Below are 24,412 nucleotides of genomic sequence, written 5' to 3' on the forward strand. Positions count from 1 at the left end.
CGCCAGCATTCAGCCATAGGTTGGGGGAGTGGCATGCGGTTAATATTGGTTGCCGCGACGGCGTTGGCCGTTGCCGGCTGTGTAACGACAGAAAAGGCAGAATTCACACCATCTGCGGGACAGGAAGCCATCGTGCGAGATGGCAGCCCCGCTCTTGTCTCTAAGAAAGCTTCGTCCATTGTGATGGTGAGGCCGGCCAAGCGGGAGATGGACCCGATGGCGCGGCCCGTCTTCGTGGTTGCCGCCTACAATGCCGGGTCGGCGCCAACTCTTCTTTCGGTATCGAATGTTTCCGTAGAACAAACAAATAATGGCGAGCCGATTGGTTCACTAAAGGTGTTCACCTACGAGGATTTGGTAAAGGAGGAACAAACGCGCCAAGCGGTCGCTATTATATTGACTGGCGTTTCATCTGCGGCAAACACCATCTCAGCCAGCAACGCTGGATATTATAATAGTCAATCAACCATATACACGCCGCGAGGTCCGGCAACGGTCTACACGTCTGGATACAGCCCGGCTGCCGCGTCGATGGCGCGGAACGCTGCCGCATATGAGAACGCCGCAATGACGTCGGCGGTCATTGAGCGCGGTCAGCAAAGCCTCGCCGCGCTTGAAAACCAAGTGCTGAAGGACAACACGGTCATGCCCGGGGAGTGGATCGGGGGCCAGGTCCATTTCGCCAAGCCAACGGCAACGGAATCCGGCAAGCAGTATCGGATAACAGTCGTTATCGGCAGCGATGTGCATCAGATCGATGTCGCCCAAAAGGCGCCTGCAAGCTGAAGGGCAGGCCACCTCGCGGGCGTTCTGAGCTCCCGCGAGGCCGGGTTGCATGTCCCATGGCTGAGATGTTGCATTAACTGCAACTTTGTCATTGACGAGGTGTTGAGTTTAATGCAACCTCCGCCCCAATCCACGCGATTGGGAGCGACGCATGCACCCCGCCCACCATGAATCGGCGCTTGTCGCCTTCTTCCGCCGCCACGGCCTTGTCGCGCCCCACACCGAGGCCGATGGGCTGATCGAGCGCCACGGCCTGGTGCTCGCCATGGGCTTCGCCATGCGCGACGCGCATTTCCGCGCCACCCCGGCGGAAGGCGGCGCCTTCGCCTTCGGCAACCACGTCTTCGCGGTTGATGACTGGATGGCCGCCAGCGGCGACGCCCACTGCTTCGCGCAGATGGTCGCCGAGTGTGCCGACACCCGCCGCCTTGTGGACCGCGCCCCCACCTATGAGGCGCTGGTGGACCGCATGGCGCTGGATATGCGCCGCCTCGATCTCGCCGGCATCCACGTCATGCCGGATACGCTCGCCTGCGAAGGCTACACCAGCGCCGAGATCGCCGAGGCAGCCATCACCGCCGCCCAGCTGGCCGAGGCGATGAAGGTCGCGCAGGCCCGCTATTGGCAGGCCCGGAAAGCCGCCACCGAGGCCGCCCGCGTCTGCGAGGCCGCGTGATGGGCACCGACCCCAAAGGCGCGCCGCTGGTGATGATGGCGCGGGGCCATGTCAACACCGCCATGGCGGAAGGCGTGCGGGCCGAACCCTCCGACCCCGCCTCCGCCGCGTTCTCGATTGGCACCATGATGCTTGGCATCATGGTCGGCAGCGCGGCCGCGACGGCGCAGGACCCCGAAGCCTTCGTGCATGACTGTCTGGAGGTGATCCGTAGCGGCGTAATCGACACGGCGCGCGCCATACAGGCGAGCCATACAGCCCGCCTCAAGACCGAGGGCACGGCATGAGCCTCACCCCCCGCGTCTGGAAGCAGTCCCGCTATGGCCGCGCGCTCGATCTGGTCGAGCCCCGCGCGGATCAGGTGAGCTTTGCCGAGATCGCGGACCAGCTCGCCCTGATCAACCGCTATGTCGGCGCCTCCACCGTCGCCGTCTCGGTCGCCAATCACACGCTCATCGCCTACCGCGCCGCCGAGCGTGCCGGCGCCACCGAGCGGGAGAGGGCGCTGGTGCTGCTGCACGATGCGCATGAGAGCCGCATCGGCGACAAGGCCACCCCGGTTAAGGCGATGGAGTTCGCCGTCGCGCGGGAAATGTTCGGCGCCGCCGCCGAGGACACGCTGCGCCAGGTGATGGCCGAGGTGGAGCGCCGGCACGACGCTGCCATCTATGCCGCCGCCGGCATCGCCCCGCCCAATGAGGCGGAGCATGCCTTCGTCAAGCATTGCGACATCGTCGCCCTCAACACCGAGCGGCGGGATTTCCTCGCCCCCCCGCCCATGCGGTGGGGCGCCGCCATCGAGGCCGTGTTCCCGCTTTCCACCCGCCAGCGCCTTCTGCCGCCAGCCGCTGCCGCCCTCGCGCTGCACGAGCTTTTCATCAGCCATCTGCCCGGCGCCCGCGCGCAAAGCGCCCGCACCGCGCCCGTCAGCCGGAGGTCCGCATGAGCCTCGCCCATGATCGCCAGCGCCTCGCGGCCGACTATGCCGCACGCCGCAAGGCCCACGCGTCTCGCGCCGCCGTCGCCCAGCAGCTGAAGCGCACCACCACGCGCCAACTGCAGGTTCAGCTGGCCGAGGAAGCCCGCGCCGCCGAGCGCGCCAAGAAGGTCGCCCGGGCCGCCATGCAGCCCAGCCTGCTCGCCGATCTCGATCTCTTCATCACCAACCACGGCTGACCGCAGCCGCCTCAGGAGAACCCCATGGCCATTGTCCATGATGGATTGCAGATCGTCGGCATGGTCGACGACGGCGATCTTGCCGCCGAACTGTCGGCCGAAATCCTGCGCGTAAACGCCGCCATCAAGGAGCGCGCCGGCCAGAAGGGCAAGGCCAAGGGCACCGTCACGCTGGTGCTCAACCTTGAACAGGAGGGCGGCATCCTCGCCATCACCGGCGACATCAAGGTGGCGCTGCCGAAGAAGAAGCGCGGCGCCTCCATGTATTGGGTGATGACCGACGGTGCCATCAGCACCGAGCATCCCCAGCAGATGAACATGTTTTCCGGCCCGCGCGGTGTGAACGCGCGCGAGCCCGCCGCCGGCTGAACCCCTCGCAACACAGGAGCGCCCCATGGGCCAGCAAGTCACGTCGATCCCCTCCGGAGCCGAGGGCATTAAAGAACTGGTCGCGCTTGCCCATCAGGCGCGCGGCGTCGAGATCGTCAACCTGATCGCGCCGCCGGGCTTGGAAGGGGTGCCGGAGGCGATCCCGGTCGCCATCCACCATGGCACCACGCCCGCGCTCAACAGCGTGGCCAGCCTGTTCGAGGCCTACCGCGACCATCCCCGCCGCAAGACCGGCACCGCCCGTGCGCTCACCCTCACCAGCTTCATCGACCTGGTGAACCGCCACAAGACGGCGGACAGCGCCGTTTTCGCCGACACCAATTGGGAGAAGCCGGGCTTCCAGGCGGTCATCGACTATCACGGCCTCAACGCCATCGTGGAAGAGCCGTCGTCGCTCGCGGGCGAAACGGCAATCGGCACGCCGGCCAACCTCAAGCACCGCGTGGCCTATGAATTCCCTCTCTCCAATGAGTGGAAGGCGTGGACGCAAGCGCACGGCGAGTGGATGGAGCAGGGCCGCTTCGCTGAATTCATTCGCGATCACCTCGCCGAGCTTGCGGCCCCCTTCGACCCCGAGCGCATCGCGATCGAGCGTGAATTCGAGACCACGGTTGCCTCCCCGGCCGACTTGATCCGCCTCTCGCGCGGCCTGCAGGTCCATGTCGAATCCGCCGTCAAGCAGGCGGTTACGCTCGAAAGCGGCGAAGGCCAGATCAGCTGGGAAGAAACCCACAAGGATCATGACGGCAAGCCGCTCAAGGTTCCCGGCGCCTTCCTTCTCACCGTGGCGCCGTTTTTCGGCGGCGAGCCGGTCCGCATGCCGGTCAGCCTGCGCTACCGCGCCGGCGGCGGAAAGGTGGTGTGGAGCATCCTGCTTTACCGGCCGGACACTTTCGTCACCGAGCGCGTGCGCGACGATCTCAACCGCGTCGCCAAGGAAACGATGCTGCCCACCTTCGAAGGCTCCCCCGAAACCTGATCCCGTTCCTCCCCCCGGTGCCTTTGGCGGGGCGCCGGGACACCTGCCGGGCGGCGCCCTCCTCCGCCGCCCGGCTTTTCCATCCCCATCGCGGCGCGCCCCCAAAGCGCCGCGTCGAGCCGGGCGGTGATCCCGCTCCCCCAGCCCCACCGCCCGGCTCACCTTTTCCCCTCACGCGAGACGCAGATCATGAACATCACCGTCGAGCGCGCCGCCTTCCTCGCCGCGCTCCAGCGCGCCCATCGCGCCGTCGAGCGCCGCAACACCATCCCCATTCTGGCGAACGTGCTTCTGCGGGCGGAAGGCGGGCGCCTCACCCTCATCGCCACCGATCTTGATATCGAGATCGAGGACAGCCTGCCGGCCGAATGCGCTGCCGAGGGCGAAGCCACCCTGCCGGCGCAGACCTTGCTCGACATCGTCCGCAAGCTACCCGAAGGCGTGCAGATCAAGCTGGAAGTGTCCACCGACAACGGCACCGCCACCTTGCGCGCCGGCCGCTCCCGTTTCGCACTCAACTGGCTGCCGGCCTCGGAATTCCCCAGCCTCGGCCGGCTGGAAGACGGCGTGGCGTTCGATATCCCCGGCCACGCGCTGGCCGATGCGCTGGCGCGGGTGAAGTTCGCCATCTCGACGGAAGAGACGCGCTATTACCTCAACGGCATTTACCTGCACCGCGACCCGCAGGTGGCCGATCGCCTGCGCCTGGTGGCGACGGACGGGCACCGCCTCTCGCTCGCCTCTCTCACGGTCGAAGGCTTGCCGGAATTCCCGGGCGTCATCGTGCCCCGCAAGGCGGTTGACGAACTGGAGCGCCTCGCCCAGGCGGCGGACAAGGCGCCGCTGGCGCTGCTTCTGTCCCCGGTCAAGCTCGCCGCCACGCTGGGCAAGGCGCGCTTCACCACCAAGCTCATCGACGGCACGTTCCCCGATTATGGCCGCGTCATTCCGCTGGGCAACGCGCATGTCGCCACCCTGCAGGCCGAGGAACTGCTGTCCGCCGTCGATCGCGTCGGCACCGTAGCCAGCGAGCGGGGCAGGGCGGTCAAGTTCACCTTCGGCGCCGGCAAGCTGGTGCTGGATGTCATCAACGCCGAAGGCGGGGGCTCCGCGTCCGAAGAGGTCGATATCGCCTATGCGGCCGACGACATCATCATCGGCTTCAACGGCAAATACGTCGTCGATCTGCTGAACGCCACGGCCAAAACCGGCCCCATCGAGATCGCGCTCGCCGATCCCGGCTCCCCCACCATCCTCCGCCGCCCCGAAGCCAGCGACGCGCTCTGCGTCCTCATGCCGATGAGGGTTTCATGAGCGACAACCCCGCCCGCCCCATCACCCGCGTGCTGCTCGGCTTCCTCGCGCTCTGCCTGGTGGCGCTCGATCTCCAGCACACCGCCCTCATCCCGCGCGCGCTGGCCGCTTTGTTCGGAGGTGCCTCATGAGCAAGAACAGCCGCCGTCACCGCCGCGCCTATGTCGCCGGCGCCCGCGACGGAATCGCCCGCCTGCGCGGTGCCATCGCCCCGCTGCTCACGGCCGAAGCCCGGCCGGCGCTCGACAGGCTCGCCGCCACCATCACCGCCGAATTCCCCATGCCGCCCGTCTGGCGCCACCCCAACACAAAGGTGCCGGCACGCGGGGAAGAGGAGGGCACTTCCCATGGCTGATCACACCGGCATCGAATGGGCGGATTCGACATGGAATCCCATCGTCGGGTGCAGCATCGTCTCGCCCGGCTGCACCAACTGCTACGCCATGAAGCAGGCCGCGCGGATCGAGGCCATGCAGCCCGGCACGCACTATGCCGGCACGACGCAGAAAACCAAGTCCGGCGCAGTCTGGTCGGGCAAGCTCGCCCTGGCGCCCGATCACATCCTCACCCAGCCCCTGCGCTGGAGCCGCCCACGCCGCATCTTCGTCAATTCCATGAGCGACCTGTTCCACGAAGATGCGCCTGACGCGTGGATCGACCAGGTGTTCGCTGTCATGGCGATGGCCCCGCAGCACACCTTCATGGTGCTCACCAAGCGCTCGGCACGGATGCGGGCATATGTCTCCGAGGTCCGGGAGACATGGTGCAGCCGCGGCCCGCCCATGCCGGGGGCGGAGCGGATACAGGAAGCCGCTGCCGCGCTTACGGGCGAGGATTGGCGGCCAGAAACGCCCGGCGAATGGCCCCTCCCGAACGTCTGGCTCGGCGTCTCCACCGAGGATCAGCGCCGCGCCGACGAGCGCGTGCCGGATCTGCTCGCCACCCCCGCCGCTGTCCGCTTCATCAGCGCCGAGCCTCTGCTGGGGCCGGTCAATCTGTTCTCGCTGAATGAGCGACGCGGCGACCGTGGCACGATCACCGATTGGCACGATTCCCTGCGCGGCCTGCGCTTCGGCCCGTCCGAGGAAACCGCCAAGCTCGATCTCGTCATATCAGGCGGCGAAAGCGGCCCCAAGGCGCGCCCCATGCACCCGGATTGGGCGCGCTCCCTGCGCGACCAGTGCGCAGCCGCCGGCACCGCGTTTTTCTTCAAGCAGTGGGGCGAGTGGGAAGCGGCGGTAGATCGCGAGCGCAACGATCCCGATTGGCGCCTTGATTACAGCTTCAAGTTCGCCGATCGCGCCCCTCACACATGGCTCAATCTCGCCGGCGGCACGGGTTTCCACGGCGAGCGCTTCCACGTCATGCGCCGAGTCGGCAAGCGTGCCGCCGGCCGCCTGCTCGACGGCGTCATGCACAACGACATGCCGGAGGCGCGGCTATGAGCGGCCTTAGCTTCACGGCAATCTACCTCGTCACCTGGGCGGTCTGGTCCCCGGCATCCTTCGTCCGCCACCTTGCCGAGATTGCTGACGCCTTCGAGGCCAAGCGCGCCAAGCTCCGCGACGGGCGGGAGACGGCGCCATGAAACCGGTCACGATTCCTGTCCCGCTCTCGCGGGAACAGCTCGACATCATGACGATGGCGCTCTGGCATTGGGAGGGCAGCCTTCGCACGTGGCGCCTGGATGCCAAGAAGGCCGGTGACAGCAAGGGGCAGGCGAGCCTTGAGCGCGACATCGCCAGGGTGAAGCGCCTCAAGGAACGCATGTTCCGAGTGAAGCCGCGCTTGAAACAAGAGCCGCCCCCGCCGCCGCCCCCATCCCCGCGCGTCGAAGCTCTCGCCCTTATCGATGAGGCGCGCAGCGCCCGCACCGCACTCGAATCGGAGGACCCCTTCTAATGGCCGGCAGCGTCAACAAGGCAATCCTGATCGGCCATCTCGGTCGCGATCCGGAAATCCGCACCTTCCAGAATGGCGGGCGCATCGCCTCGCTGCGCCTCGCCACCTCGGAAACCTGGCGCGACAAGGATACGGGCGAGCGCAAGGAGCGCACCCAGTGGCACAGCGTCGTCATCTTCAACGAGCCCTTGATCAAGGTCGCCGAGCAGTGTCTGCGCAAGGGCAGCAAGGTCTATGTCGAGGGGCAGATAGAGACGCGCAAGCACGTCAACGAGGCGGGCGTGGAACGCTATTTCACCGAGGTGGTGCTGCGCCCCTTCCGGGGCGAAATCACCCTGCTCGATCGCCAGGACACCGGCTCCCGAGGCTCGCCGGACGATTACACCCGCACCGACCCGCCGCGCGAAACCGCCGGCGCCACCCGAAGCTTCGGCGACACGGGCGGCTCGGCGGATATGGACGACGAGATTCCGTTCTAGGAGAGGGTAGCATGGCGAAGCCTATCCCCGTCTCAGTGCTGGTCGAGCGCTACGGCTTTACGTCACGGCACTGGACGCGGCTCGCCGCCATGGGCAAGGTACCCGGCGCCCGGCAGCCTTTCGGGCCGCACGGCCGCTGGGTGTTCGATCCCGATGTCGTCGCCCGCTGGTGGGATGCGCAGCGCAGGCAGGTGAGCGAATGGCCAACATATACAGGCGCGGCGAAATCTGGTGGGGCCGGGCGCAAAAGGGCGGGGAAGAGTTTCGGCGCTCCCTCGAAACTCGATCTGAAAGCGTCGCTCGCGATCGCCTTAGGACATGGCTCGACGAACTAGACGGCGAGAAGTGGGGCAAGCGCCCCAAGATCACCGTCGACACCGCCTGCAACCTGTTCCTGCGCGAACACGGGCCAACCCTGCGCCCCGGCTCGGTCAAGCGCTATTACTCGTCTATCAAATGGCTCACCGAGCAGATGGGCGAAAAGCTGCTCACGGCCATCGGCACCGCCGAGTTGCGCGAGTTTGAAACCTGGCGCCGCACCCGGGGCGCCTCGGCACCCACCGTGCGCCGCGATCTCGCCTGCCTGTCTTCCATCTATGGCTTCGCCATCGAGAAAGAGTGGGTGGAGGTCAACCCCGTCTCGGCGTTCCTGCGCGCGCGCAAGAAGCGCGGCCTGAAGGAAAGCCCGCCCCGCACCCGCTATCTATCCAAGGTGGAGGAAGCCCGCCTGCTGGAAGGCGCCATTCCGCGCGTGCGCGCCGCCATCATCGTCGCCATCAATTCCGGCCTGCGCTCGGAAGAGCAATGGGGCCTGACATGGGACCGCGTCGACCTGGCGCGCAAGCAGGTGGTGATTCCGAAAGAGATCGCGAAGGGCAAGCGCGACCGCGTCGTGATCCTGCTCGATCCGGCGGTCGAGGTGCTGAAAAGCATGCCCCGGCACATCCGCTCGCCCTATGTGTTTTTCCACGGCGGCCCGAAGGCAATAGGCCCGACCGAACCGCGGCGCATCTCGCGGGTAGAGAAGGACGGCAGCCGGTTCAATCACATGCTGCGCGGCCTCAAGATGGCCGCCGAGCGGGCCGGCGTCTCCGATCTCATCTGGCATGATCTGCGCCGCACCCATGGCTGCCGCCTGCTTCAGGATCACGGCTTCACCATCGCCATGGTGCGCGACCAGCTCGGCCATGCCAGCGTGGTGCAGACCGAAAAGGCCTATGCCTTCCTCGAAGTCGAAACGCGTCGCTCGGCAGTCGGCCGCACAAATCCCGGCACAGAGCCGCCGGCACAGCCCGCGCAGGCTCAACCCGTTGTAAAACCTCAACAAGGTCGACGGTCTAAAAAAGGGGCGGTCGCAGGTTCGTAACCGCCCCGCCCGCACAATAGCCGGCACAGTGCAAGGGGATACTTGGTGAATATCTCATATAATCAATGCGTTAGGCAGAAGCGCCCGAGGATTTTGATTCCCCCATGCGGAGGTTCGAATCCTCCCGCCCCAGCCATTCTATTCGCGGCTTGCAGTCGAGCCGCCTCAATCTCGCTCGAGGTCTGCCGTCGGCAGCGGCCATGCCAAACCTGGCATGAAGGGACATGACGCAGTCTTTCCCATACCGTCCACCTGGCACGCATCGGTCTGGCGTGCTGGCGGTGTGCTGTCCGGTCGAACCGACGCCTGATCCGTGGGTTTATCGGAGGGGTGCGTACCGAAGGAGCCATAGGTGAGCGACTATGATTTCTACTACTGGCCAGTGCCGTTTCGCGGTCAGTTCATCCGCGCCCTGATGGCCTATGCCGGCAAGAGCTGGGACGAGCACGGGGCGGACGAGATCGAGGCGTTGATGCAGCGCCCGCCCGCGCGTCAGCCGGTCGCCTTCATGGGGCCGCCGGTTCTCATTGAACGCAGTTCCGGCCTTGCCCTGTCGCAGATGCCCGCCATCGCCCTCTATCTCGGCGAGACGCTTGGCCTCATCGCGAACGAGGCGGGGCGGCGGGCGCTGACGGTGAAAGTGGTCAATGACGCCAATGACGTGCTCGACGAAGTGACGCTGAACGGAGGGCGGCAGATGTGGACCCGGGCGAAATGGGAGGCCTACGTGCCCCGGCTGATCCATTGGATGACGATAGGGGAGGCGACCGGCCTCCGCCATGGACTCATCGAGGAACGTGGCTATCTGCTCGGCACGGCAGAGCCCGGGGTGGCCGATATCGTCACCAGCACCTTGTGGTCGACCATGGGCGAGCGGTTTCCGGCCATCCAGGAAGTGCTGGAGACGCACGCGCCGTGCCTTGCGGCTCTGACGCGGCGCGTGGCGGCGGTTCCGGCGCTTGCGGCGCTGCGGCAGAGGTCGTTCGAGCTTTACGGCACTGCCTATTGCGGCGGCGAGATCGAAACCTCGCTGCGGCAGGTCCTCGGGGGACAGAGCGGAGGCGGCGCCTGAGCTTGGGAGAGCGGCCGCGTGCGTTCCACCTTCGTGCCGGGCCGTGCTAGAAAAGGCTGCGGATTCTCCTATTCCCGGGCTTCTCCCTTGCGCATCCATCTCGTCAATCCGAACACCACCCGCTCCATGACCGAGAAGATCGCGGCGGCGGCGCGAGCGGTGGCCGCACCGGGGACGGAGATCGTCGAGGCGACGTCGACCATGGGGCCGGCCTCGATCGAAGGTCACTACGACGACGCCCTCGCCCTGCCCGGCCTGCTGGCGGCTGTTGCGCAGGCGGAGGCGTCGGGCGTCGATGCGCACATCATCGCCTGTTTCGACGATACCGGGCTTGACGCGACCCGCAGCCTCGCCCGTGCCCCCGTGGTCGGCATCGGCGAGGCCGGGTTCCATTTCGCCAGCCTCATTGCCCATCGCTTCAGCGTGGTGACGACGCTGTCGCGCTCCATCCCTGTCATCGAGGCCAATCTGCTGCGCTCGGGTCTCGAACGGCGCTGCGCCCGTGTGCGGGCCTCGGAAGTGGCGGTGCTGGAGCTGGAGGATCCTGCCTCAGATGCGCGCGCCCGCATCTCGGAGGAAGTCGGCCGGGCGGTGCGCGAGGACCGGGCGGAGGCAATTGTGCTGGGCTGTGCCGGCATGGCGGATCTCGCCCGCGCGCTCGGCGAGGCGCATGGCGTGCCTGTTATCGACGGCGTGGCGAGCGCGGTGGCGTTGGCCGAGGGGCTGGTGCGGGTCGGGCTCGTCACCTCGAAGAGCGGGGCCTATGCCGCTCCGCGCGCCAAGGCCTATAGCGGCCGGCTGGCCGATTTCGCCCCCTCAGGCGATTGAGTCGCCTGCGCCGAGCTTGCGCAGCAACCGTACGGCCTGCTCGCGTTCCGGGGGGGTGAGTGATTCGAGGGTTGCGGCCGAGATGTCCCGAGCGACAACAATGGCGGCGTCGGTGACCTCGCGACCGCGAACGGAGAGGTCAACGGCGCGGCGGCGCCGGTCGAGTGGGTCGTCGGCAATGACCAGCAGCGCGCGCGCCTGCAGCCGGTCGACCACGCCCTTGATGGTGGCGGCGTCGAGGTGGACCAGCCGTCCCAAATGGTTCTGCGAGCAAGGGCCGATTTCGCGCAGCTTGGCCAGGGTGGCAAATTGCGGTGGGGTCAATCCCTCGATCATCCGCGCGGCGAAGAGTGCGGTATGGCGCTGACTGGCGACGCGCATGAGAAAGCCCACCTGCTCGTCGAGCCGATAGGCAGCGCCACCTTCGCCACCGGCGCCGTCCGGCTGGTCCGGACCGCCCCTGTTCATGACCGTAACCTCCCCCAATACCGCAAACCATGAGAGCACAACCCAGCCGGCTCGCAAATGCAAATTGTCAGAGAGGTGACGCAGTCGGTGATGCCGGTTGTGCATTCGGCGGAATATCTGGCGCCCGTGTGGTTATCGGACCGTGCACGCGCAATGCCCCCTGCTCAATGCGATAGCCCCGGTCGCAGATCGCCGCGCATAGATCCGAACTCTGCTCGGAGATCAGCAAGGAAAGGCCGCCCGCCTTCAGCCGCAAGAGCGCGCGGGTCATATGCTCCACGACAATCGGTGCCACCCCTTCCGAGGGCTCGTCGAGCAGCAGCAGCGCCGGATTGCCGACAAGCGCACGGGCCACCGCCAGCATCTGCTGCTCGCCGCCGGACATCTGTCCGCCGAGGCGCGCGCGCATGTCGGCGAGCTGGGGGAAGAGATCGAATACCGCGTCTATCGACCAGTCCGGCAGGGTTGCGCCGGGCGGGCGCGGGCGGCGGCCGAGATCGAGATTTTCCCGCACGGTGAGCTCGGCGAAGATCCGGCGATCTTCCGGCACATAGCCGATGCCGAGACGGGCGATGGCATGGGTAGGAAGCGCCGCGAGATCGCTGCCGCGAAAAGCCAGTCGGTGGGCCCGTCGGCGCACAAGGCCCATGATGGCCTTCATCGTGGTGGATTTGCCGACGCCGTTGCGGCCGACCAGCGCGACGGCCTCGCCCGCCGCGACCTGAAGCGCGAGGCCGAACAGGATCTGTGCCTCGCCATACCAGGCGTCGAGGCCCTCGATCTCAAGCAGCAGGGGAGGGGTCGCGCTCATGGTGCCTCGCTGATGGAGGCGGGGGCGCCGCCGAGATAGACTTGGCGCACCGCCGGGTCGCTCTGTACCGCCTCGACGCTGCCATCGGCGATGAGACGGCCGCGCGCCAGCACCACCACACGATCGGCATGGCCGAACACAACGTCCATCGCGTGCTCGGTGAACAGCACGGCGAGGCCGCGCGCGCGGGTGAGCTGGCGCACGAGCGCGATCATCGCCTGCCGCTCATCGCCCGACATGCCGGCCGTGGGTTCGTCCATCAGCAGCAGGGCGGGGTCGCCGGCCAGCGCCATGGCGAGTTCGAGCCGCTTCACATCGCCATAGGCGAGGGTGGCGGCGGGGCGTTCGGCCAGTGCCGCCATGCCGGTCTGTTCCAAAAGGGCAAGCGCGTCCTCGCGTCCCATGCGGCGCGCCGGCGACCAGAGCCCGAAGACCTGCCCGCGCGCGGCGATGAGCGCCATCTGCACATTCTCCAGCGCCGTCATCGAGGCGAAGACGGTGGCGACCTGGAAGGTGCGCCCCACCCCCAGCCGGGCGATGCGGCGCGGCGCGAGGCCGGTAATATCGCGCCCGTAGAGGCGCACAGAGCCCGAATCCGGCCGCAGCTGGCCGTTGAGGATGTTGAAGCAGGTGGATTTTCCGGCGCCGTTTGGGCCGATGAGTGCAAGCAATTCGCCGCGGGCGATGGAGAAGGTGACGCCGTCCAGCGCGTGCACGCCGCCATAATGCTTTGTCAGCGCTGAGACTTCCAGCACGGGAGGGCTCATGGCGCCCCCCTTTTGCGGGGCAATCCGGCGGCCAATCCGGAGGGGAAAATGAGGACGATGAGGAGGATGATCAGGCCAAGCAGACCACGCCAATAGGGGCTCTCGCGCATCACCATGTCCTGCAGCAGGGTCAGCCCGCCGGCGCCGAGGAGCGGCCCCATTAGGCTGTGCACGCCGCCGAGCAGCACCATCACCAGCCCGTCGATGGAGCGCCCGACCGAGATCGCTTCCGGCGAGATCGAGCCCTTGGCGAAGGCGAACAGCCCGCCCGCCGCGCCGCACAGCGTGCCGGCGATGGCAAAGGCGAGCCAGCGCACTTTCTCCACGGCGATGCCGGAGGCTTCCGCCCGCAGGCGTGAATCCCGCGCCGCCCGCAAAGCGAGGCCGAAGGGCGCGAAGACCAACCGGCGGATGAGAGCCAGCCCCAACACGGTCACGCCCAGCGCGGCGAGATAGAGCCCGTTGGCGCTGTCGAAGGGCGGGTCGGGCCAGACGCCGAACAGCCCGTTCGAGCCGCCGGTGACCTCTTCCCATTGATGGGCGATCGACCACACGATCTGCGCGAAGGCCAGCGTCAGCATGGCGAAATACACGCCTTCCAGCCGCACGCAGAACCAGCCGAACAGCACCGCGCCGGCCGCTGCCGTCGCCATGCCGACGGCGAAGGCCAGCGGGGTCGGCAGGCCGAGCACGGTCGCGGCATAGGCGGTGCCATAGGCGCCGAGGCCGAAATAGGCGGCGTGGCCGAAGGAGGCGAGGCCGCCGGGGCCCATGAGCAGATGCAGCGAGGCGGCGAACAGAGCCGCGATCACCATGTCCAGCGCCAGCACCGGGGCGTAGCTGGCGACGGCGCCGAGCAGGGGTATGCCGGCGAAACACACTAGAACCGCCAGGGCGATGAGGCGGCCGGTCCGGCCGAGCGGCACAAGTGGCGCCTCGGCCTCTCCGCGCCGGGCCTGCGCCGGCTGCGGCCGGCCGAACAGGCCGTGCGGGCGCAGCACCAGAACCACCGCCATGACGAGGAACTCCGCCACCAGGGTCAGCCGCGACATGTTGAAGGTGAAGCCGCCGACCTCCACAAGCCCCAGTGCCGTGCACAGCGCCTTCACCTCCGCCACCAGCAGGGCGGCGAGATAGGCGCCGCGGATCGAGCCCATGCCGCCGACCACCACCACCACGAAGGCGTCGCCCAGGACGGAGAGGTCGAGGGCGAGATTGGCCGGCTCGCGCGCCATTTGCAGCGCGCCGCCGAAGCCGGCGATGCCGGTGCCCAGCGCGAACACGGCGGTGAACAGCAGCGCCTCGTTGATACCAAGCGCGGCGACCATGTCGCGGTCCTGCGTCGCGGCCCGGATCAGCCGGCCGAAGCGGGTGCGCGTGAGGGTAATGTGGAGGACGATGAGGACGATGGGACCCATGAGGGCAAGGAAGATGTCGTATTCCGGCAGCCGCCGGCCAAGGAACTCGACCGAGCCCGACAGCCCCGGCGCCTGCGGCCCGAGAATGTCCTCCGGTCCCCAGAAATAGAGCGTGGCGTCGTTGATGATGAGCAGCAGGGCGAAGGTGGCGAGCAACTGGTAGAGCTCGGGCGCGGCATAGATGCGCCGCAGCAGCACCACCTCCACCAGCGCGCCGAGCGCCGCCGTCACCAGCGCCGCCCCGAGAATGCCGCCCCAGAATCCCAGCGCGCCGCCGAAGGTCTCTCCCAGCAGCGGCGCCAGCGTCACGGCGAGATAGAGCCCCAGCATGTAGAAGGAGCCATGCGCCATGTTCACGATGCGGGTGACGCCGAAGATGATCGACAGCCCCGCCGCGACGAGGAACAGGCCGGAGGCCGAGGCGAAGCCGTTGACCGCCTGAAACAGCAGCGCCTCGAACGACATGAAGTCTTCCCGCCTGCCGTCGCGTCAGTTCGCTGCCGGCCGCAGCTTCAATGCCTCGGCATCCGAGGGCAGGACGCTGGCGCCGTCGATATAGACGGGATCGAGCATGATGCCGCGCCCGTGCTTCACCGCCAGCGTGCCGACAAAGGCCCCCATCGTCGCCTGGTGGTCGCTGGCGCGGTAGACGAAGGGGCCGAAGGGCCCGTCCACCTCCAGCCCTTCGAAGGCGTCGACCAGCTTCTCCGTGTCGGTGCTGCCGGCCTTGGCGATGCCGGCAGCAAGGGACTTGATGGTGGCATAGCCGACGATGGATCCGAGGCGGGGATAGTCATCATAGGCGGCGCGGTAGGCATCGAGGAATTTTTGGTGCGCGGGGATCGTGATCGCGTACCAGGGATAGCCGGTGACGACCCAGCCGATCGGCGCCTCTTCCTTCAGCGGGTCGAGATATTCCGGCTCGCCCGACAGCAGGCTCACGACGAAGGTGCCGTCCAGCGCCCGGCGCGTATTGGCCTCGCGCACGAAGCGGGCGAGGTCGGCGGCGAACAGCACGTTGAACACCGCATCGGGCTTGGCGTCGGCGATGGCCTGCGCCACCGGGCCGGCGTCGATCTTGCCGAGCGGGGTGGCCTGCTCGGCGACAAATTCGACATCCGGCTGCGCCGCCTTGAGCAGCCGCTTGAAGGTCTCGGCGGCGGACTGGCCGTACTCGTAGTTGGGATAGACGATGGCCCAGCGCTTGCGGTTGGCCTTCACCGCCTCCGGCATCAGCATCGCCACCTGCATGTAGGTGGAGGGGCGCAGGCGGAAGGTGTAGCGGTTGCCGTCGGCCCAGGTCAGCTTGTCGCTCAGCGGCTCGGCGGCGAGGAAGAACACCTTGCGCCGCTTGGCGAGATCGGCCACCGCCAGCCCGACATGGGAGAGGAAGGTGCCGGTCAGCAGGTCCACCTTGTCGCGCGTCAGCAATTCGGTGGCGACGCGCACCGCGTCGCCGGGATTGCCGCCATCGTCGCGCGAGACGAGTTCGAGCGGGCGCCCGATCACCCCGCCGGCGGCGTTGATCTCCTTCAGCGCCAGCTCCATGCCCTTGCGATAAGGATCGAGGAAGGCCGCCTGCGCCTTGTAGCTGTTGAGCTCGCCGATTCGGATCTGCTCGGCGGCCATCGCCGGGGAGAGAACCGGCGACATGAGCGCGGCGGCGAGGGCGGCGGCGGTGAACAGGGCCGCGCGCAGGCGCTGGGTCGGGCGCATCGCAGAACTCCGGGTGGATCGACGAGGGCAGCGTCGAAGGGGCATCGAGGGGGGCGTTTGCCGGCCTAACCTATCGTCTTGCCGCGCGGGGTCCAGCCCCGCGCCGGTGTCGCTCGGCCTAGGGGCCGATCTCGACCTCGGCCTCCCGCACCTTGCTGCGCCGCGAGGCGAGCAGCGCGCCGCCGGCGATGAGGGCGGCGCCCGCCAGCGTGCTCGGTGCCGGAATCTCGTTGAAGGCCAGCAGGCCAATGGCGAGCGCCCAGACAAAGGCGGTGTATTCAAACACGCCGAGCCGGCTGGCGTCCGCCCGCGCATAGGCCCAGGCCATGCACAGATGGCCGGCCGTGCCGAGCAGGCCGATGCCGACGAACAGCAGCAGCGCCGCCCCGGTCGGCGGGGTCCAGTGCAGCACGGCGAGCGGGGACACCAGCATGCAGGAAAAGACGTTCTGCAGCAGCACGATGGTCGGGGCGGGGTCGCGCGCCGCCCGGCTCTTCAGCGTCACCATGGCGAGGGCATAGGTGACGGCCGCCACCAGCGCGGCGGCGATGCCCGGTCCGCTGGCGAGGCTGCCGCCGGCGCTCACATCCAGCTCGTTCCACAGCACCACCAGCACGCCGGCAAAGCCGAGCCCGAGCGCGAGCAAAATGGACTTTCCCGGCCGCTCGCCCAGGAACAGCGCGGCGAACAGGGCGATGAACAAAGGCGAGGTGAAGGACAGCGCCAGCGCCACGGCGAGCTGCAGCACCGAGAGCGAATAGAAGAAGGTGACGGCGGTGATCGACACCAGCACCGAGCGCCACAGATGCGGGCGCCATGTCGTCGCGGCAGGCAGCGGGGTGCGGGTGGCGAGGAACACCGCGCCCGCCGCCAGCGACCCGAAGGCATAGCGCAGCACCGCGATCTGGCCGGCGCTGTACTCGGCGGTGGCGTATTTGATCATGCCATCCATGATCGACAGGAAGCCGATCGCCGTGATGGTGACGAGCGCGGGGCCGGCGAGGCGGCGGCCGCGCATGAAAGCGGGGAACATACGGGATCAGCCTTCGCGCGGCCCGGCGGCCCCGAGGGGCAGGCGGTAGGAATATTCCCAGGTGGCGGAGAGGTCGTGGCACTCCCGCGCCGGCCCCTCGCGGGTGAAGCCGCAGCGCTCATAGAAGCGGTGCGCATCGGCAAAGCGTGTGTCCGTCCACAGCCGTATTTCCGGCGCGCCGGCGGCGCGGGCCGCGTTCAGCGCGGTGGCGAACAGCGCGCGGGCGATGCCGCGCCGGCGGGCGGCCTGCGCCACATAGACCTTGAAGATCTCCAGCCCGCCCGGCGGGGCGTCGGGGTCGCTTGTGGGCGCCAGCGCCATCGAGCCGATGACGCCGTCGCTGTCCTCGGCGACCCAGATCGTGCCGCCGCGCCCGGCGAAATGGCTGGCGATGGCGTCGAGTTCGGGGAATTCGGCGGCGCGGTCGAACACGCAGCCCTCATATTCGGCAAAGGCGGCGGCGATCAGCGCGGCAATGGCATCGCCATCCGCATCGCTCGCCGGCCGGATCAGGATATCGCTCACGTCACACACTCCCGCCCGGCGGTCCATTTTCTCACCGGGAAGGCTGGGAGAGTTCGACGGCGGGGCGCGGGCGGACTATGTTCGGCTGGTCTTCTGGCGTAAAGACCATTCATTATGCCCGATACATGGATCTGAAATGGCAGGCCCGCGCTTGATCCGTGACTGTCCGCCCGCCAGCCTTCCGTTCCGGAGTGCTCAATGAACGTGTCTCGCTGTGTTGCCCGTCTGGCCTTTGTCGCCACCCTCGCCGCCATGCTCGCCGGCTGCGCCTCCCCGCCTCCGCCCCGGCCGATCGAGCCGGCGCGGCCCCAGTTCACCTCGCCGATCTCGGCGCAGCAGGTGATGGGTAAATGGGGCCTTGCCGCCTATCACCGGCCGGAGGACGCCGCCCGTACCGAGGCGCAGGCCCGCCAGGGCTGCCGCCAGCCCTATGTCATCAATGCCGGCCCGTCCGGCGGCTTCATGATGTATCTGGCCGACGACGCGCAGCCCTCCGAAGTGGTGTCGAAGCAGGTCGGCAACGGCCCGATCTATATCGGTCTGCCGGACGAGCCGCCGGGCGCGCGCTCGGACCGCGAAGTGCTGCGCTTCGACGGCCAGGTGCTGGTGCTCAAATGGATGGACCCGGAAGTGGCCGGCCGCTACGGCACCATGGTCTATGTCCGCTGCCCCTGAGCGGGCGGGACTGATTCGCCGGGCAAAACGCGCGCGGGTTAGTGCCGCGCCTTGCTGAGTGCTGCGCGCGGGGGCGCGCCGCGCGCAGGGCTGGGTCGTCCCCAGCGCCCGCCCGGCGGCTTGGAGCGGCGCGGGCTCTCCGCTATGGTCCGGCCCGAATTCGGATCGAACGCGGGAGCCGCGCACCCATGGTTGGCGACACACAGGCCGGCGGCGCCGGCGCCGACACCCATTTCGGCTTCCGCACCGTGCCGCTCGGCGAGAAGCAGCGCATGGTCGACGAGGTGTTCCACTCGGTGGCGCGCCGCTACGACCTGATGAACGACCTCATGTCGCTCGGCCTGCACCGGGTGTGGAAGGACCTTCTGGTCTCGCGCCTGCGCCCGCCCAAAAGCGAGCGCGCCTTCCGCCTGCTCGATGTCGCCGGCGGCACGGGCGATGTCTCCTTCCGCACGGTGGAAGCCGGTGGGCCGGGCACCCGCGCTGTCGTGGCCGACATCAATGGCGGCATGCTCGGCGTCGGGCGCGAGCGGGCGCAAGCGCTCGGGCTCGCCGAGCGGGTGGAGTTCGTCGAGGCCAATGCCGAGGAACTGCCCTTCGCCGACAAGAGTTTTGATGCCGCCACCGTCGCTTTCGGCATCCGCAACGTGCCGCGCATGGACAAGGCGCTTGCCGAGATGCGCCGGGTGCTCAAGCCCGGCGGGCGCTGTTTCGTGCTGGAATTCTCCCGAGTCGACGTGCCGGGGCTGGACGCGATCTACGACACCTATTCGTTCAAGCTGATTCCCGGCATGGGCAGACTGGTGACGGGCGACGCCGAGTCCTACCAGTACCTCGTCGAATCGATCCGCAAATTTCCCCCGCCGGAAGCCTTCGCCGATCTGATGCGCGAAGCGGGGTTCAGGCGCGTGGCGTGGCAGCCGCTCACCGGCGGCATCGTCGCGCTGCATTCCGGCGTGCGGATCTAGCGCCGTGGCCACTCCCCTCGGTGATTATCTGCGCCTCGCCCGGGCCGGCTTCGTGATGGCGCGCGAGGGCGTCGCCTCGCGCATCGACCCCGGCGTGCGCCCGCCCGGTTCGGAACCCCTATTCGCGCTGGCAGGGCTGATCGAGCGGCGCGGCCCGGCCTCCAGCGCCGCCCGGCTCGGCGCCGCGCTGTCGCGGCTCGGCCCGTCCTATGTGAAGCTTGGCCAGTTCCTCGCCACGCGGCCGGATGTGGTCGGCCCGCAGCTGGCCCGCGACCTGGAGTTGCTGCAGGACCGCATGCCGCCCTTTCCGCAGGAGGTGGCAGAGGCGACCATCGCCCGCACCTTCGACCGGCCGGTGAGCGCGGTCTATGCCAGGCTCGACCTGCCGCTGGCCGCCGCCTCGATCGCGCAGGTGCATCAGGGCGAGGTGATCGAGGCCGACGGCACCGCGCGCCGCGTGGCGGTGAAGGTGCTGCGCCCGGACGTGCAGCGCCGCTTCCGCATCGACCTCTCCTCCTTCTACCGCGCCGCCCGGCTCGGCGAGAGTTCCTCGCCGGAGGGCAAGCGGCTGCGGCTGGTGGCGGTGGTCGATACGCTCGCCCGCTCGGTGACGATGGAGATGGACCTGCGGCTGGAAGCGGCCGCCATGTCCGAACTGGCGCAGAACACCGCCGAGGACCCCGATTTCCGCGTGCCGGCAGTGGATTGGGACCGCACCGGCCGCGAGGTGCTGACCACCGAATGGGTCGACGGCATCAAGCTGAACAATCTGGAGGCGCTGCGCGCGGCGGGGCACGATCTGCCGCAGCTCGGGCGCATCGTGATGCAGTCCTTCCTGCGGCACGCGCTGCGCGACGGCTTTTTCCACGCCGACATGCACCCCGGCAATCTGTTCATCGACCCGGACGGCAAGCTGGTGGCGGTGGATTGCGGCATTATGGGGCGGCTCGGCCACAAGGAGCGGCGCTTCCTCGCCGAGATCCTGTTCGGCTTCATCACCCGCGACTGGCTGCGCACGGCGCAGGTGCATTTCGAGGCCGGCTATGTGCCGCCGCACCATTCGGTGGAGGATTTCGCCCAGGCGATCCGCGCCATTGGCGAGCCGATCTATTCGCGCCGCGCCGACCAGATCTCCATGGCCAAGCTGCTCACACTGCTGTTCGAGGTGACGGCGCTGTTCGACATGCAGACAAGGCCCGAACTGCTGCTGCTGCAGAAGACCATGGTGGTGGTGGAAGGCGTCGCCCGCAATCTCGACCCGCAGCTCGACATGTGGAAGACCGCCGAGCCTGTGGTGCGGGCCTGGATCGAGCGCAATCTCGGCCCGGCCGGGCGGATCGAGGAGGTGGCGACCGGCATCGGCGCGGTGGGCCGCTCGCTGCAGACGCTGCCCGAGCTGATCGCCCATGGCCAGCGTATCGCCGCCCAGCTCGACGCCGCCACCCGCGACGGGCTCACCCTCTCGCCGCAGACCACCGACGCCATCGGCCGCGCCGAGGGGCGGGGCAATCGCTGGATGACGCTGGCGCTGTGGGCGATCGCCGGGCTGATCCTGGTGCAGATGCTGTTCTGAGGCGGGGGCGCGTCAGGCCGGATTGCGCAGCCGGATCTACGCAACTTTAGGCTGCGAACTTGGCGAAAATGGTGTAATGCTACTCCCTGCAACCTTTGCGGGGAGAAGGACCATGCGTGCCCTCACCATGCTGTGCCTCGCCGGAGCGGTCGGCCTCACCTCGGCCGCCGCGCAATACGCTTACAGCCAGTCGCCCTATGTGCCGGCCGCGCAGTTCTGCGCCAATGGCAGCAGCGCGCCCTGCGCGATCATCCCGGCCTATATCGGCCCGGATCCGACGCTCGGCCAACACGTCGGCTACAGAGGCATCATCGGGCAATTGCCCACGAGCAGCGCCGACGATTCGCAGACTCCGTTCGACAACATGTCGTGGCAGAGCTTCGTCGGTCTCAACTGGATCGCCGGCACCGAATCCGCCCCCGCCGCCACCGGCCTCGCCGCCGCCGGCTCCCGCGTCTGGCAGGGCTGGGCGAAGGTGAACCAGGTGTTCGGCAATTCGCCCGTACAGGCTTCCTGCGCCAACCCGTCCAAACTGCCGGTCATTTCCATCGGTAGCGACGGCAAGGGCAACCCTTCCCAGAAGAATGACGACTATTACCAGGCCTCCACCGACGTGCCGCTGATCGACGTCAACGGCAACTGGACCCTCTATGAACGCCGGCTCAACGTCACCGAAATCGCCTATCTCGCGGCGCCGGACGGCAACCTGCTCAACACGCTGCTCACCGTCGCGGGGCAGACGAACTTCGTCGCGGCCGGCAACAGCGTCGCCTTCACCGCCTCCTCCACCGACCCCCAGGGCGCGCGCGGCTCCATGGAGCTGAAGATCGCCTGGCGCGTGCTCGGGCCCAATGACAATGCGAGCCGCTACATCGCCCAGAACGTGCTGCTGGCGGTGGCGCCGGACCTCGTGAGCAACACCCAGCCGATCTGCGCCAATGTGACGGTGGGCATGGTCGGCATGCACATCATCCAGCGCAATCCCGACTATGCAACGAACAAGAATCTGCTGCCCGAATGGATCTGGTCCACTTTCGAGCATGTCGACAACGCCCCGCTGGCACCGGCGGCCTGCGATCCGGCCGCTCCGGTCGGGTGCGTGAACCTCAACCGCCCCTCCTGCGGCGCGGCGCCGAGCGCCGCTGCGGCGTCCTATTTCGTCCCGTCCTCCAGCACGACGACCAACGTTCCTCCCACAGCCTCGTCCACGCTGCCCAACTTCGTCTGGAGCCCGGTCCAGCCCTTTGCCAAGGGCTATGCCCAGCCGGTGAGCGTGGGCACGCGCACGCTTTATTCCGGCCCGCAGGTGGTGCGCTGCTGGCAGATCTACAGTCTGACGGTGGCGCTCAACCAGCAATGGCAAAAGGCGCTCGCCGGCTCGCCGCTGGCCAATTACCAGCTGGTGGGCACCCAATGGGGGGCCGGGCTGGAAACGCGCCTCGCGCCTTATCCGGCCGACGCCGTGCCCGGCCTGCTCTCCAACGCGACGCTGGAAACCTACATCCAGAACAACACCCAGCCGACCGCTTCCGGCGGTGTCGGCTCCTGCATCGGCTGCCACCGCGCGGCGACGCTGGTGGACAACAAGACGCCGTCCGATTTCAGCTTCCTGCCGAGCCTCGCCACGCCGATGCCGACGCGTTTTCAGTTCGCGCAGTAAGGCGCGCGCCTGCCGCCGGTGCCCTCCTGCCGGCGGCGGGCGTTCAGCATGTTCGCGGTTGCCCTTCGGCCGAATCGGCGTTTGGCTGTATGAACGCCCGACCTCCCGCTCCGGGCCTTCGGGAAACGCCATGCTCGCCAATAAGCGCCTTCTGCTCATCATCGGCGGCGGCATCGCCGCCTATAAGAGCCTCGACCTGATCCGCCGGCTGAAAGAGCGCGGCGCCTCGGTGCGGGTGGTTATGACATCCGCCGCCCAGCATTTCGTCACGCCTCTGGCGGCCGGGGCGCTGTCGCATGACCGCGTCTTCACCGAGCTGTTCGACCGCGAGGCGGAGCAGGATATCGGCCATATCCGCCTGTCGCGCGAGGCGGAGCTGATCATCGTCGCCCCCGCCACCGCCGATCTGATGGCGAAGATGGCGCATGGCCTCGCCGACGACCTCGCCTCCGCCGTGCTGCTGGCGAACACCCGGCCGGTGCTGCTGGCGCCGGCGATGAACCCGGCGATGTGGGCCAACCCCGCCACCCGCCGCAACGCGGCCCAGCTGGCCGCCGACGGCATCGCCTTTGTCGGGCCCAATGCCGGGGCGATGGCCGAGCGCGGCGAGGACGGGGCCGGGCGCATGGCCGAGCCGCTGGAGATCGCCGCCACTGTAGAAGCGATGCTGGCGGCCGGGGGGCCGCTGACCGGGCGGCATGTGCTGGTCACGTCAGGCCCGACGCATGAGCCGATCGACCCGGTGCGCTATATCGCCAACCGTTCCTCCGGCAAGCAGGGCCACGCCCTCGCCTCCGCCGCCGCCCGCGCTGGGGCGCGGGTGACGCTGGTGAGCGGCCCGGTGAACCTGCCCGCGCCGCCTGGCGTCACGGTGCGCCCGGTGGAAAGCGCGCGCGACATGCTGGCGGCGGTGGAGGCCGCGCTGCCGGCCGATGTCGCCATCTTCGCCGCTGCGGTGGCCGACTGGCGCGCCGCGAGCGAGGCGCCGGAGAAAATGAAGAAGGACGGCGGCGCCCTGCCGCCGCTGGCCCTGACCGAAAATCCCGACATTCTCGCCACCATCGCGCACCGGACGGCGGGCCGCCCGCGCCTCGTCATCGGCTTCGCGGCGGAGACGCAGAATGTCGTGGCCTATGCGCAGGCCAAGCGCGCCCGCAAGGGCTGCGACTGGATCGTCGCCAATGATGTCTCCGCCCAGAGCGGCATTCCCGGCGGGGTGATGGGCGGGGATTCCAACCAGGTGCATCTGATCACCGCCGACGGCGGCGAAGCCTGGCCGCCGGCCTCCAAGGCGGAGGTTGCCGAGCGACTGATCGCCCGCATCGCCGCCGCGCTGGGCGAGAGGGAGAGTGAATCATGAGTATTGAGGTCACTGTGCGCGTGCTGCCGCATGGCGAGGGCCTGCCGCTGCCCGCCTATGCCACACCGGGCTCGGCCGGGCTCGATTTGATGGCGGCGCTGGCGGAGGGCGAGACGCTGACGCTCGCCCCGCTGGCGCGCGCGGCGGTGCCCACCGGGCTGGCGCTGGCGCTGCCTGACGGGTTCGAGGCGCAGGTGCGCCCGCGCTCGGGCCTCGCGCTCAAGCAGGGGCTGACGGTGCTCAACGCGCCGGGAACGGTCGATGCCGACTATCGCGGCGAGGTGAAGGTGATCCTCGTCAATCTCGGTGCCGAGCCGGTGGTGCTGGAGCGCGGCCAGCGCATCGCCCAGATGGTGGTGGCGCCGGTGACACGCATTCATCTGGTCGAAGTCGGGAATTTGGAGGAAACAACGCGGGGAGAAGGTGGATTTGGCTCCACAGGGCTCGACGGCCGGCAAATATCGCGCTAG

General features: G+C 68.2%; 30 protein-coding genes. 23 read left to right on the forward strand and 7 right to left on the reverse strand.

Annotated features, from left to right (window positions below; genetic code table 11):
* Positions 1-33 precede the first annotated feature (33 nt).
* The 17 genes from J2S76_RS20990 (at position 34) to J2S76_RS21070 (ending at position 10,968) form a co-directional block, all read left to right on the forward strand.
* A complete protein-coding gene (locus tag J2S76_RS20990; RefSeq protein ID WP_307063728.1) occupies positions 34-786 on the forward strand; it encodes a hypothetical protein in 753 nt (250 codons plus the stop codon).
* A gap of 151 nt (positions 787-937) precedes the next feature.
* Positions 938-1,462, forward strand: a complete 525-nt coding sequence (locus J2S76_RS20995; RefSeq protein ID WP_307063729.1) for a hypothetical protein — start codon at positions 938-940, stop codon at positions 1,460-1,462.
* A complete protein-coding gene (locus J2S76_RS21000) occupies positions 1,462-1,749 on the forward strand; it encodes a hypothetical protein (RefSeq protein WP_307063731.1) in 288 nt (95 codons plus the stop codon). Before J2S76_RS20995 ends, J2S76_RS21000 begins: the two co-directional genes overlap by 1 nt.
* Positions 1,746-2,408: a hypothetical protein gene (locus J2S76_RS21005; RefSeq protein WP_307063733.1), complete on the forward strand. Its 663-nt coding sequence runs from the start codon at positions 1,746-1,748 to the stop codon at positions 2,406-2,408. The genes J2S76_RS21000 and J2S76_RS21005 overlap by 4 nt, the downstream gene beginning before the upstream one ends.
* Positions 2,405-2,638 carry a hypothetical protein gene (locus J2S76_RS21010; RefSeq protein ID WP_307063735.1) on the forward strand — a complete coding sequence of 78 codons (234 nt, stop codon included), beginning with the start codon at positions 2,405-2,407 and terminating at the stop codon, positions 2,636-2,638. The genes J2S76_RS21005 and J2S76_RS21010 overlap by 4 nt, the downstream gene beginning before the upstream one ends.
* A 24-nt stretch (positions 2,639-2,662) precedes the next feature.
* The gene (locus tag J2S76_RS21015; protein WP_307063737.1) at positions 2,663-3,007 is read left to right on the forward strand and encodes a YfdP family phage-associated protein; all 345 of its coding nucleotides are present in this window, start codon (positions 2,663-2,665) and stop codon (positions 3,005-3,007) included.
* Between the two features lie 25 nt (positions 3,008-3,032).
* Positions 3,033-4,007 (forward strand): DUF2303 family protein, encoded by a 975-nt coding sequence (locus tag J2S76_RS21020; RefSeq protein ID WP_307063739.1) that lies wholly within the window; start codon positions 3,033-3,035, stop codon positions 4,005-4,007.
* Positions 4,008-4,196: 189 nt separating this feature from the next.
* Entirely contained in the window at positions 4,197-5,321 is a 1,125-nt protein-coding gene (gene dnaN / locus J2S76_RS21025; protein ID WP_307063741.1) for a DNA polymerase III subunit beta, read from the forward strand.
* Positions 5,318-5,452 (forward strand): hypothetical protein, encoded by a 135-nt coding sequence (locus J2S76_RS21030; protein ID WP_307063743.1) that lies wholly within the window; start codon positions 5,318-5,320, stop codon positions 5,450-5,452. The genes dnaN and J2S76_RS21030 overlap by 4 nt, the downstream gene beginning before the upstream one ends.
* Entirely contained in the window at positions 5,449-5,676 is a 228-nt protein-coding gene (locus J2S76_RS21035; RefSeq protein WP_307063745.1) for a hypothetical protein, read from the forward strand. Before J2S76_RS21030 ends, J2S76_RS21035 begins: the two co-directional genes overlap by 4 nt.
* The gene (locus tag J2S76_RS21040) at positions 5,669-6,766 is read left to right on the forward strand and encodes a phage Gp37/Gp68 family protein (RefSeq protein WP_307063747.1); all 1,098 of its coding nucleotides are present in this window, start codon (positions 5,669-5,671) and stop codon (positions 6,764-6,766) included. The genes J2S76_RS21035 and J2S76_RS21040 overlap by 8 nt, the downstream gene beginning before the upstream one ends.
* The gene (locus tag J2S76_RS21045) at positions 6,763-6,909 is read left to right on the forward strand and encodes a hypothetical protein (protein ID WP_307063749.1); all 147 of its coding nucleotides are present in this window, start codon (positions 6,763-6,765) and stop codon (positions 6,907-6,909) included. The genes J2S76_RS21040 and J2S76_RS21045 overlap by 4 nt, the downstream gene beginning before the upstream one ends.
* Positions 6,906-7,223, forward strand: a complete 318-nt coding sequence (locus J2S76_RS21050; protein ID WP_307063751.1) for a hypothetical protein — start codon at positions 6,906-6,908, stop codon at positions 7,221-7,223. Before J2S76_RS21045 ends, J2S76_RS21050 begins: the two co-directional genes overlap by 4 nt.
* A complete protein-coding gene (gene ssb, locus J2S76_RS21055) occupies positions 7,223-7,702 on the forward strand; it encodes a single-stranded DNA-binding protein (protein WP_307063752.1) in 480 nt (159 codons plus the stop codon). Before J2S76_RS21050 ends, ssb begins: the two co-directional genes overlap by 1 nt.
* Before the next feature lie 199 nt (positions 7,703-7,901).
* The gene (locus J2S76_RS21060) at positions 7,902-9,068 is read left to right on the forward strand and encodes a tyrosine-type recombinase/integrase (protein ID WP_307063754.1); all 1,167 of its coding nucleotides are present in this window, start codon (positions 7,902-7,904) and stop codon (positions 9,066-9,068) included.
* 352 nt (positions 9,069-9,420) lie between these two features.
* Positions 9,421-10,140 carry a glutathione transferase, Atu5508 family gene (gene gst / locus J2S76_RS21065; RefSeq protein WP_307063757.1) on the forward strand — a complete coding sequence of 240 codons (720 nt, stop codon included), beginning with the start codon at positions 9,421-9,423 and terminating at the stop codon, positions 10,138-10,140.
* Positions 10,141-10,227: 87 nt separating this feature from the next.
* Positions 10,228-10,968 carry an aspartate/glutamate racemase family protein gene (locus J2S76_RS21070; RefSeq protein WP_307063758.1) on the forward strand — a complete coding sequence of 247 codons (741 nt, stop codon included), beginning with the start codon at positions 10,228-10,230 and terminating at the stop codon, positions 10,966-10,968.
* On the opposite strand, the gene J2S76_RS21075 is transcribed toward J2S76_RS21070, so the two are convergent.
* The 7 genes from J2S76_RS21075 to J2S76_RS21105 all read right to left on the reverse strand — a co-directional run bounded on the left by J2S76_RS21075 (position 10,957) and on the right by J2S76_RS21105 (position 17,706).
* Positions 10,957-11,436: a MarR family winged helix-turn-helix transcriptional regulator gene (locus J2S76_RS21075; protein ID WP_307063761.1), complete on the reverse strand. Its 480-nt coding sequence runs from the start codon at positions 11,434-11,436 to the stop codon at positions 10,957-10,959. The genes J2S76_RS21070 and J2S76_RS21075 overlap by 12 nt on opposite strands.
* Before the next feature lie 67 nt (positions 11,437-11,503).
* Positions 11,504-12,247, reverse strand: a complete 744-nt coding sequence (locus tag J2S76_RS21080) for an ABC transporter ATP-binding protein (RefSeq protein WP_307063763.1) — start codon at positions 12,245-12,247, stop codon at positions 11,504-11,506.
* Positions 12,244-13,014, reverse strand: a complete 771-nt coding sequence (locus J2S76_RS21085) for an ABC transporter ATP-binding protein (RefSeq protein ID WP_307063765.1) — start codon at positions 13,012-13,014, stop codon at positions 12,244-12,246. Before J2S76_RS21085 ends, J2S76_RS21080 begins: the two co-directional genes overlap by 4 nt.
* On the reverse strand, positions 13,011-14,897 hold the full coding sequence (locus J2S76_RS21090; RefSeq protein WP_307063767.1) for an ABC transporter permease: 1,887 nt from the start codon (positions 14,895-14,897) through the stop codon (positions 13,011-13,013). Before J2S76_RS21090 ends, J2S76_RS21085 begins: the two co-directional genes overlap by 4 nt.
* Positions 14,898-14,921: 24 nt before the next feature.
* Positions 14,922-16,148, reverse strand: a complete 1,227-nt coding sequence (locus tag J2S76_RS21095; protein WP_307063770.1) for an ABC transporter substrate-binding protein — start codon at positions 16,146-16,148, stop codon at positions 14,922-14,924.
* A gap of 118 nt (positions 16,149-16,266) precedes the next feature.
* Positions 16,267-17,181, reverse strand: a complete 915-nt coding sequence (locus tag J2S76_RS21100) for a DMT family transporter (RefSeq protein WP_307063771.1) — start codon at positions 17,179-17,181, stop codon at positions 16,267-16,269.
* Positions 17,182-17,187: 6 nt separating this feature from the next.
* A complete protein-coding gene (locus tag J2S76_RS21105) occupies positions 17,188-17,706 on the reverse strand; it encodes a GNAT family N-acetyltransferase (RefSeq protein ID WP_307063773.1) in 519 nt (172 codons plus the stop codon).
* A gap of 198 nt (positions 17,707-17,904) precedes the next feature.
* Here J2S76_RS21105 and J2S76_RS21110 point away from each other — a divergent pair, with 198 nt between their 5' ends.
* The 6 genes from J2S76_RS21110 to dut all read left to right on the forward strand — a co-directional run bounded on the left by J2S76_RS21110 (position 17,905) and on the right by dut (position 24,412).
* Positions 17,905-18,381, forward strand: a complete 477-nt coding sequence (locus J2S76_RS21110) for a hypothetical protein (RefSeq protein WP_307063775.1) — start codon at positions 17,905-17,907, stop codon at positions 18,379-18,381.
* A gap of 188 nt (positions 18,382-18,569) precedes the next feature.
* Complete coding sequence (gene ubiE, locus J2S76_RS21115) at positions 18,570-19,349, forward strand: bifunctional demethylmenaquinone methyltransferase/2-methoxy-6-polyprenyl-1,4-benzoquinol methylase UbiE (protein WP_307063776.1); 780 nt, start codon at positions 18,570-18,572, stop codon at positions 19,347-19,349.
* Between the two features lie 4 nt (positions 19,350-19,353).
* A complete protein-coding gene (gene ubiB / locus J2S76_RS21120; protein ID WP_307063778.1) occupies positions 19,354-20,922 on the forward strand; it encodes a 2-polyprenylphenol 6-hydroxylase in 1,569 nt (522 codons plus the stop codon).
* Between the two features lie 112 nt (positions 20,923-21,034).
* Positions 21,035-22,582 (forward strand): hypothetical protein, encoded by a 1,548-nt coding sequence (locus J2S76_RS21125; protein ID WP_307063780.1) that lies wholly within the window; start codon positions 21,035-21,037, stop codon positions 22,580-22,582.
* A gap of 130 nt (positions 22,583-22,712) precedes the next feature.
* Positions 22,713-23,942, forward strand: a complete 1,230-nt coding sequence (coaBC, locus tag J2S76_RS21130) for a bifunctional phosphopantothenoylcysteine decarboxylase/phosphopantothenate--cysteine ligase CoaBC (protein WP_307063782.1) — start codon at positions 22,713-22,715, stop codon at positions 23,940-23,942.
* On the forward strand, positions 23,939-24,412 hold the full coding sequence (dut, locus tag J2S76_RS21135) for a dUTP diphosphatase (RefSeq protein WP_307063784.1): 474 nt from the start codon (positions 23,939-23,941) through the stop codon (positions 24,410-24,412). The genes coaBC and dut overlap by 4 nt, the downstream gene beginning before the upstream one ends.

This window comes from Ancylobacter vacuolatus (assembly GCF_030813595.1).
GTDB lineage: Bacteria > Pseudomonadota > Alphaproteobacteria > Rhizobiales > Xanthobacteraceae > Ancylobacter > Ancylobacter vacuolatus.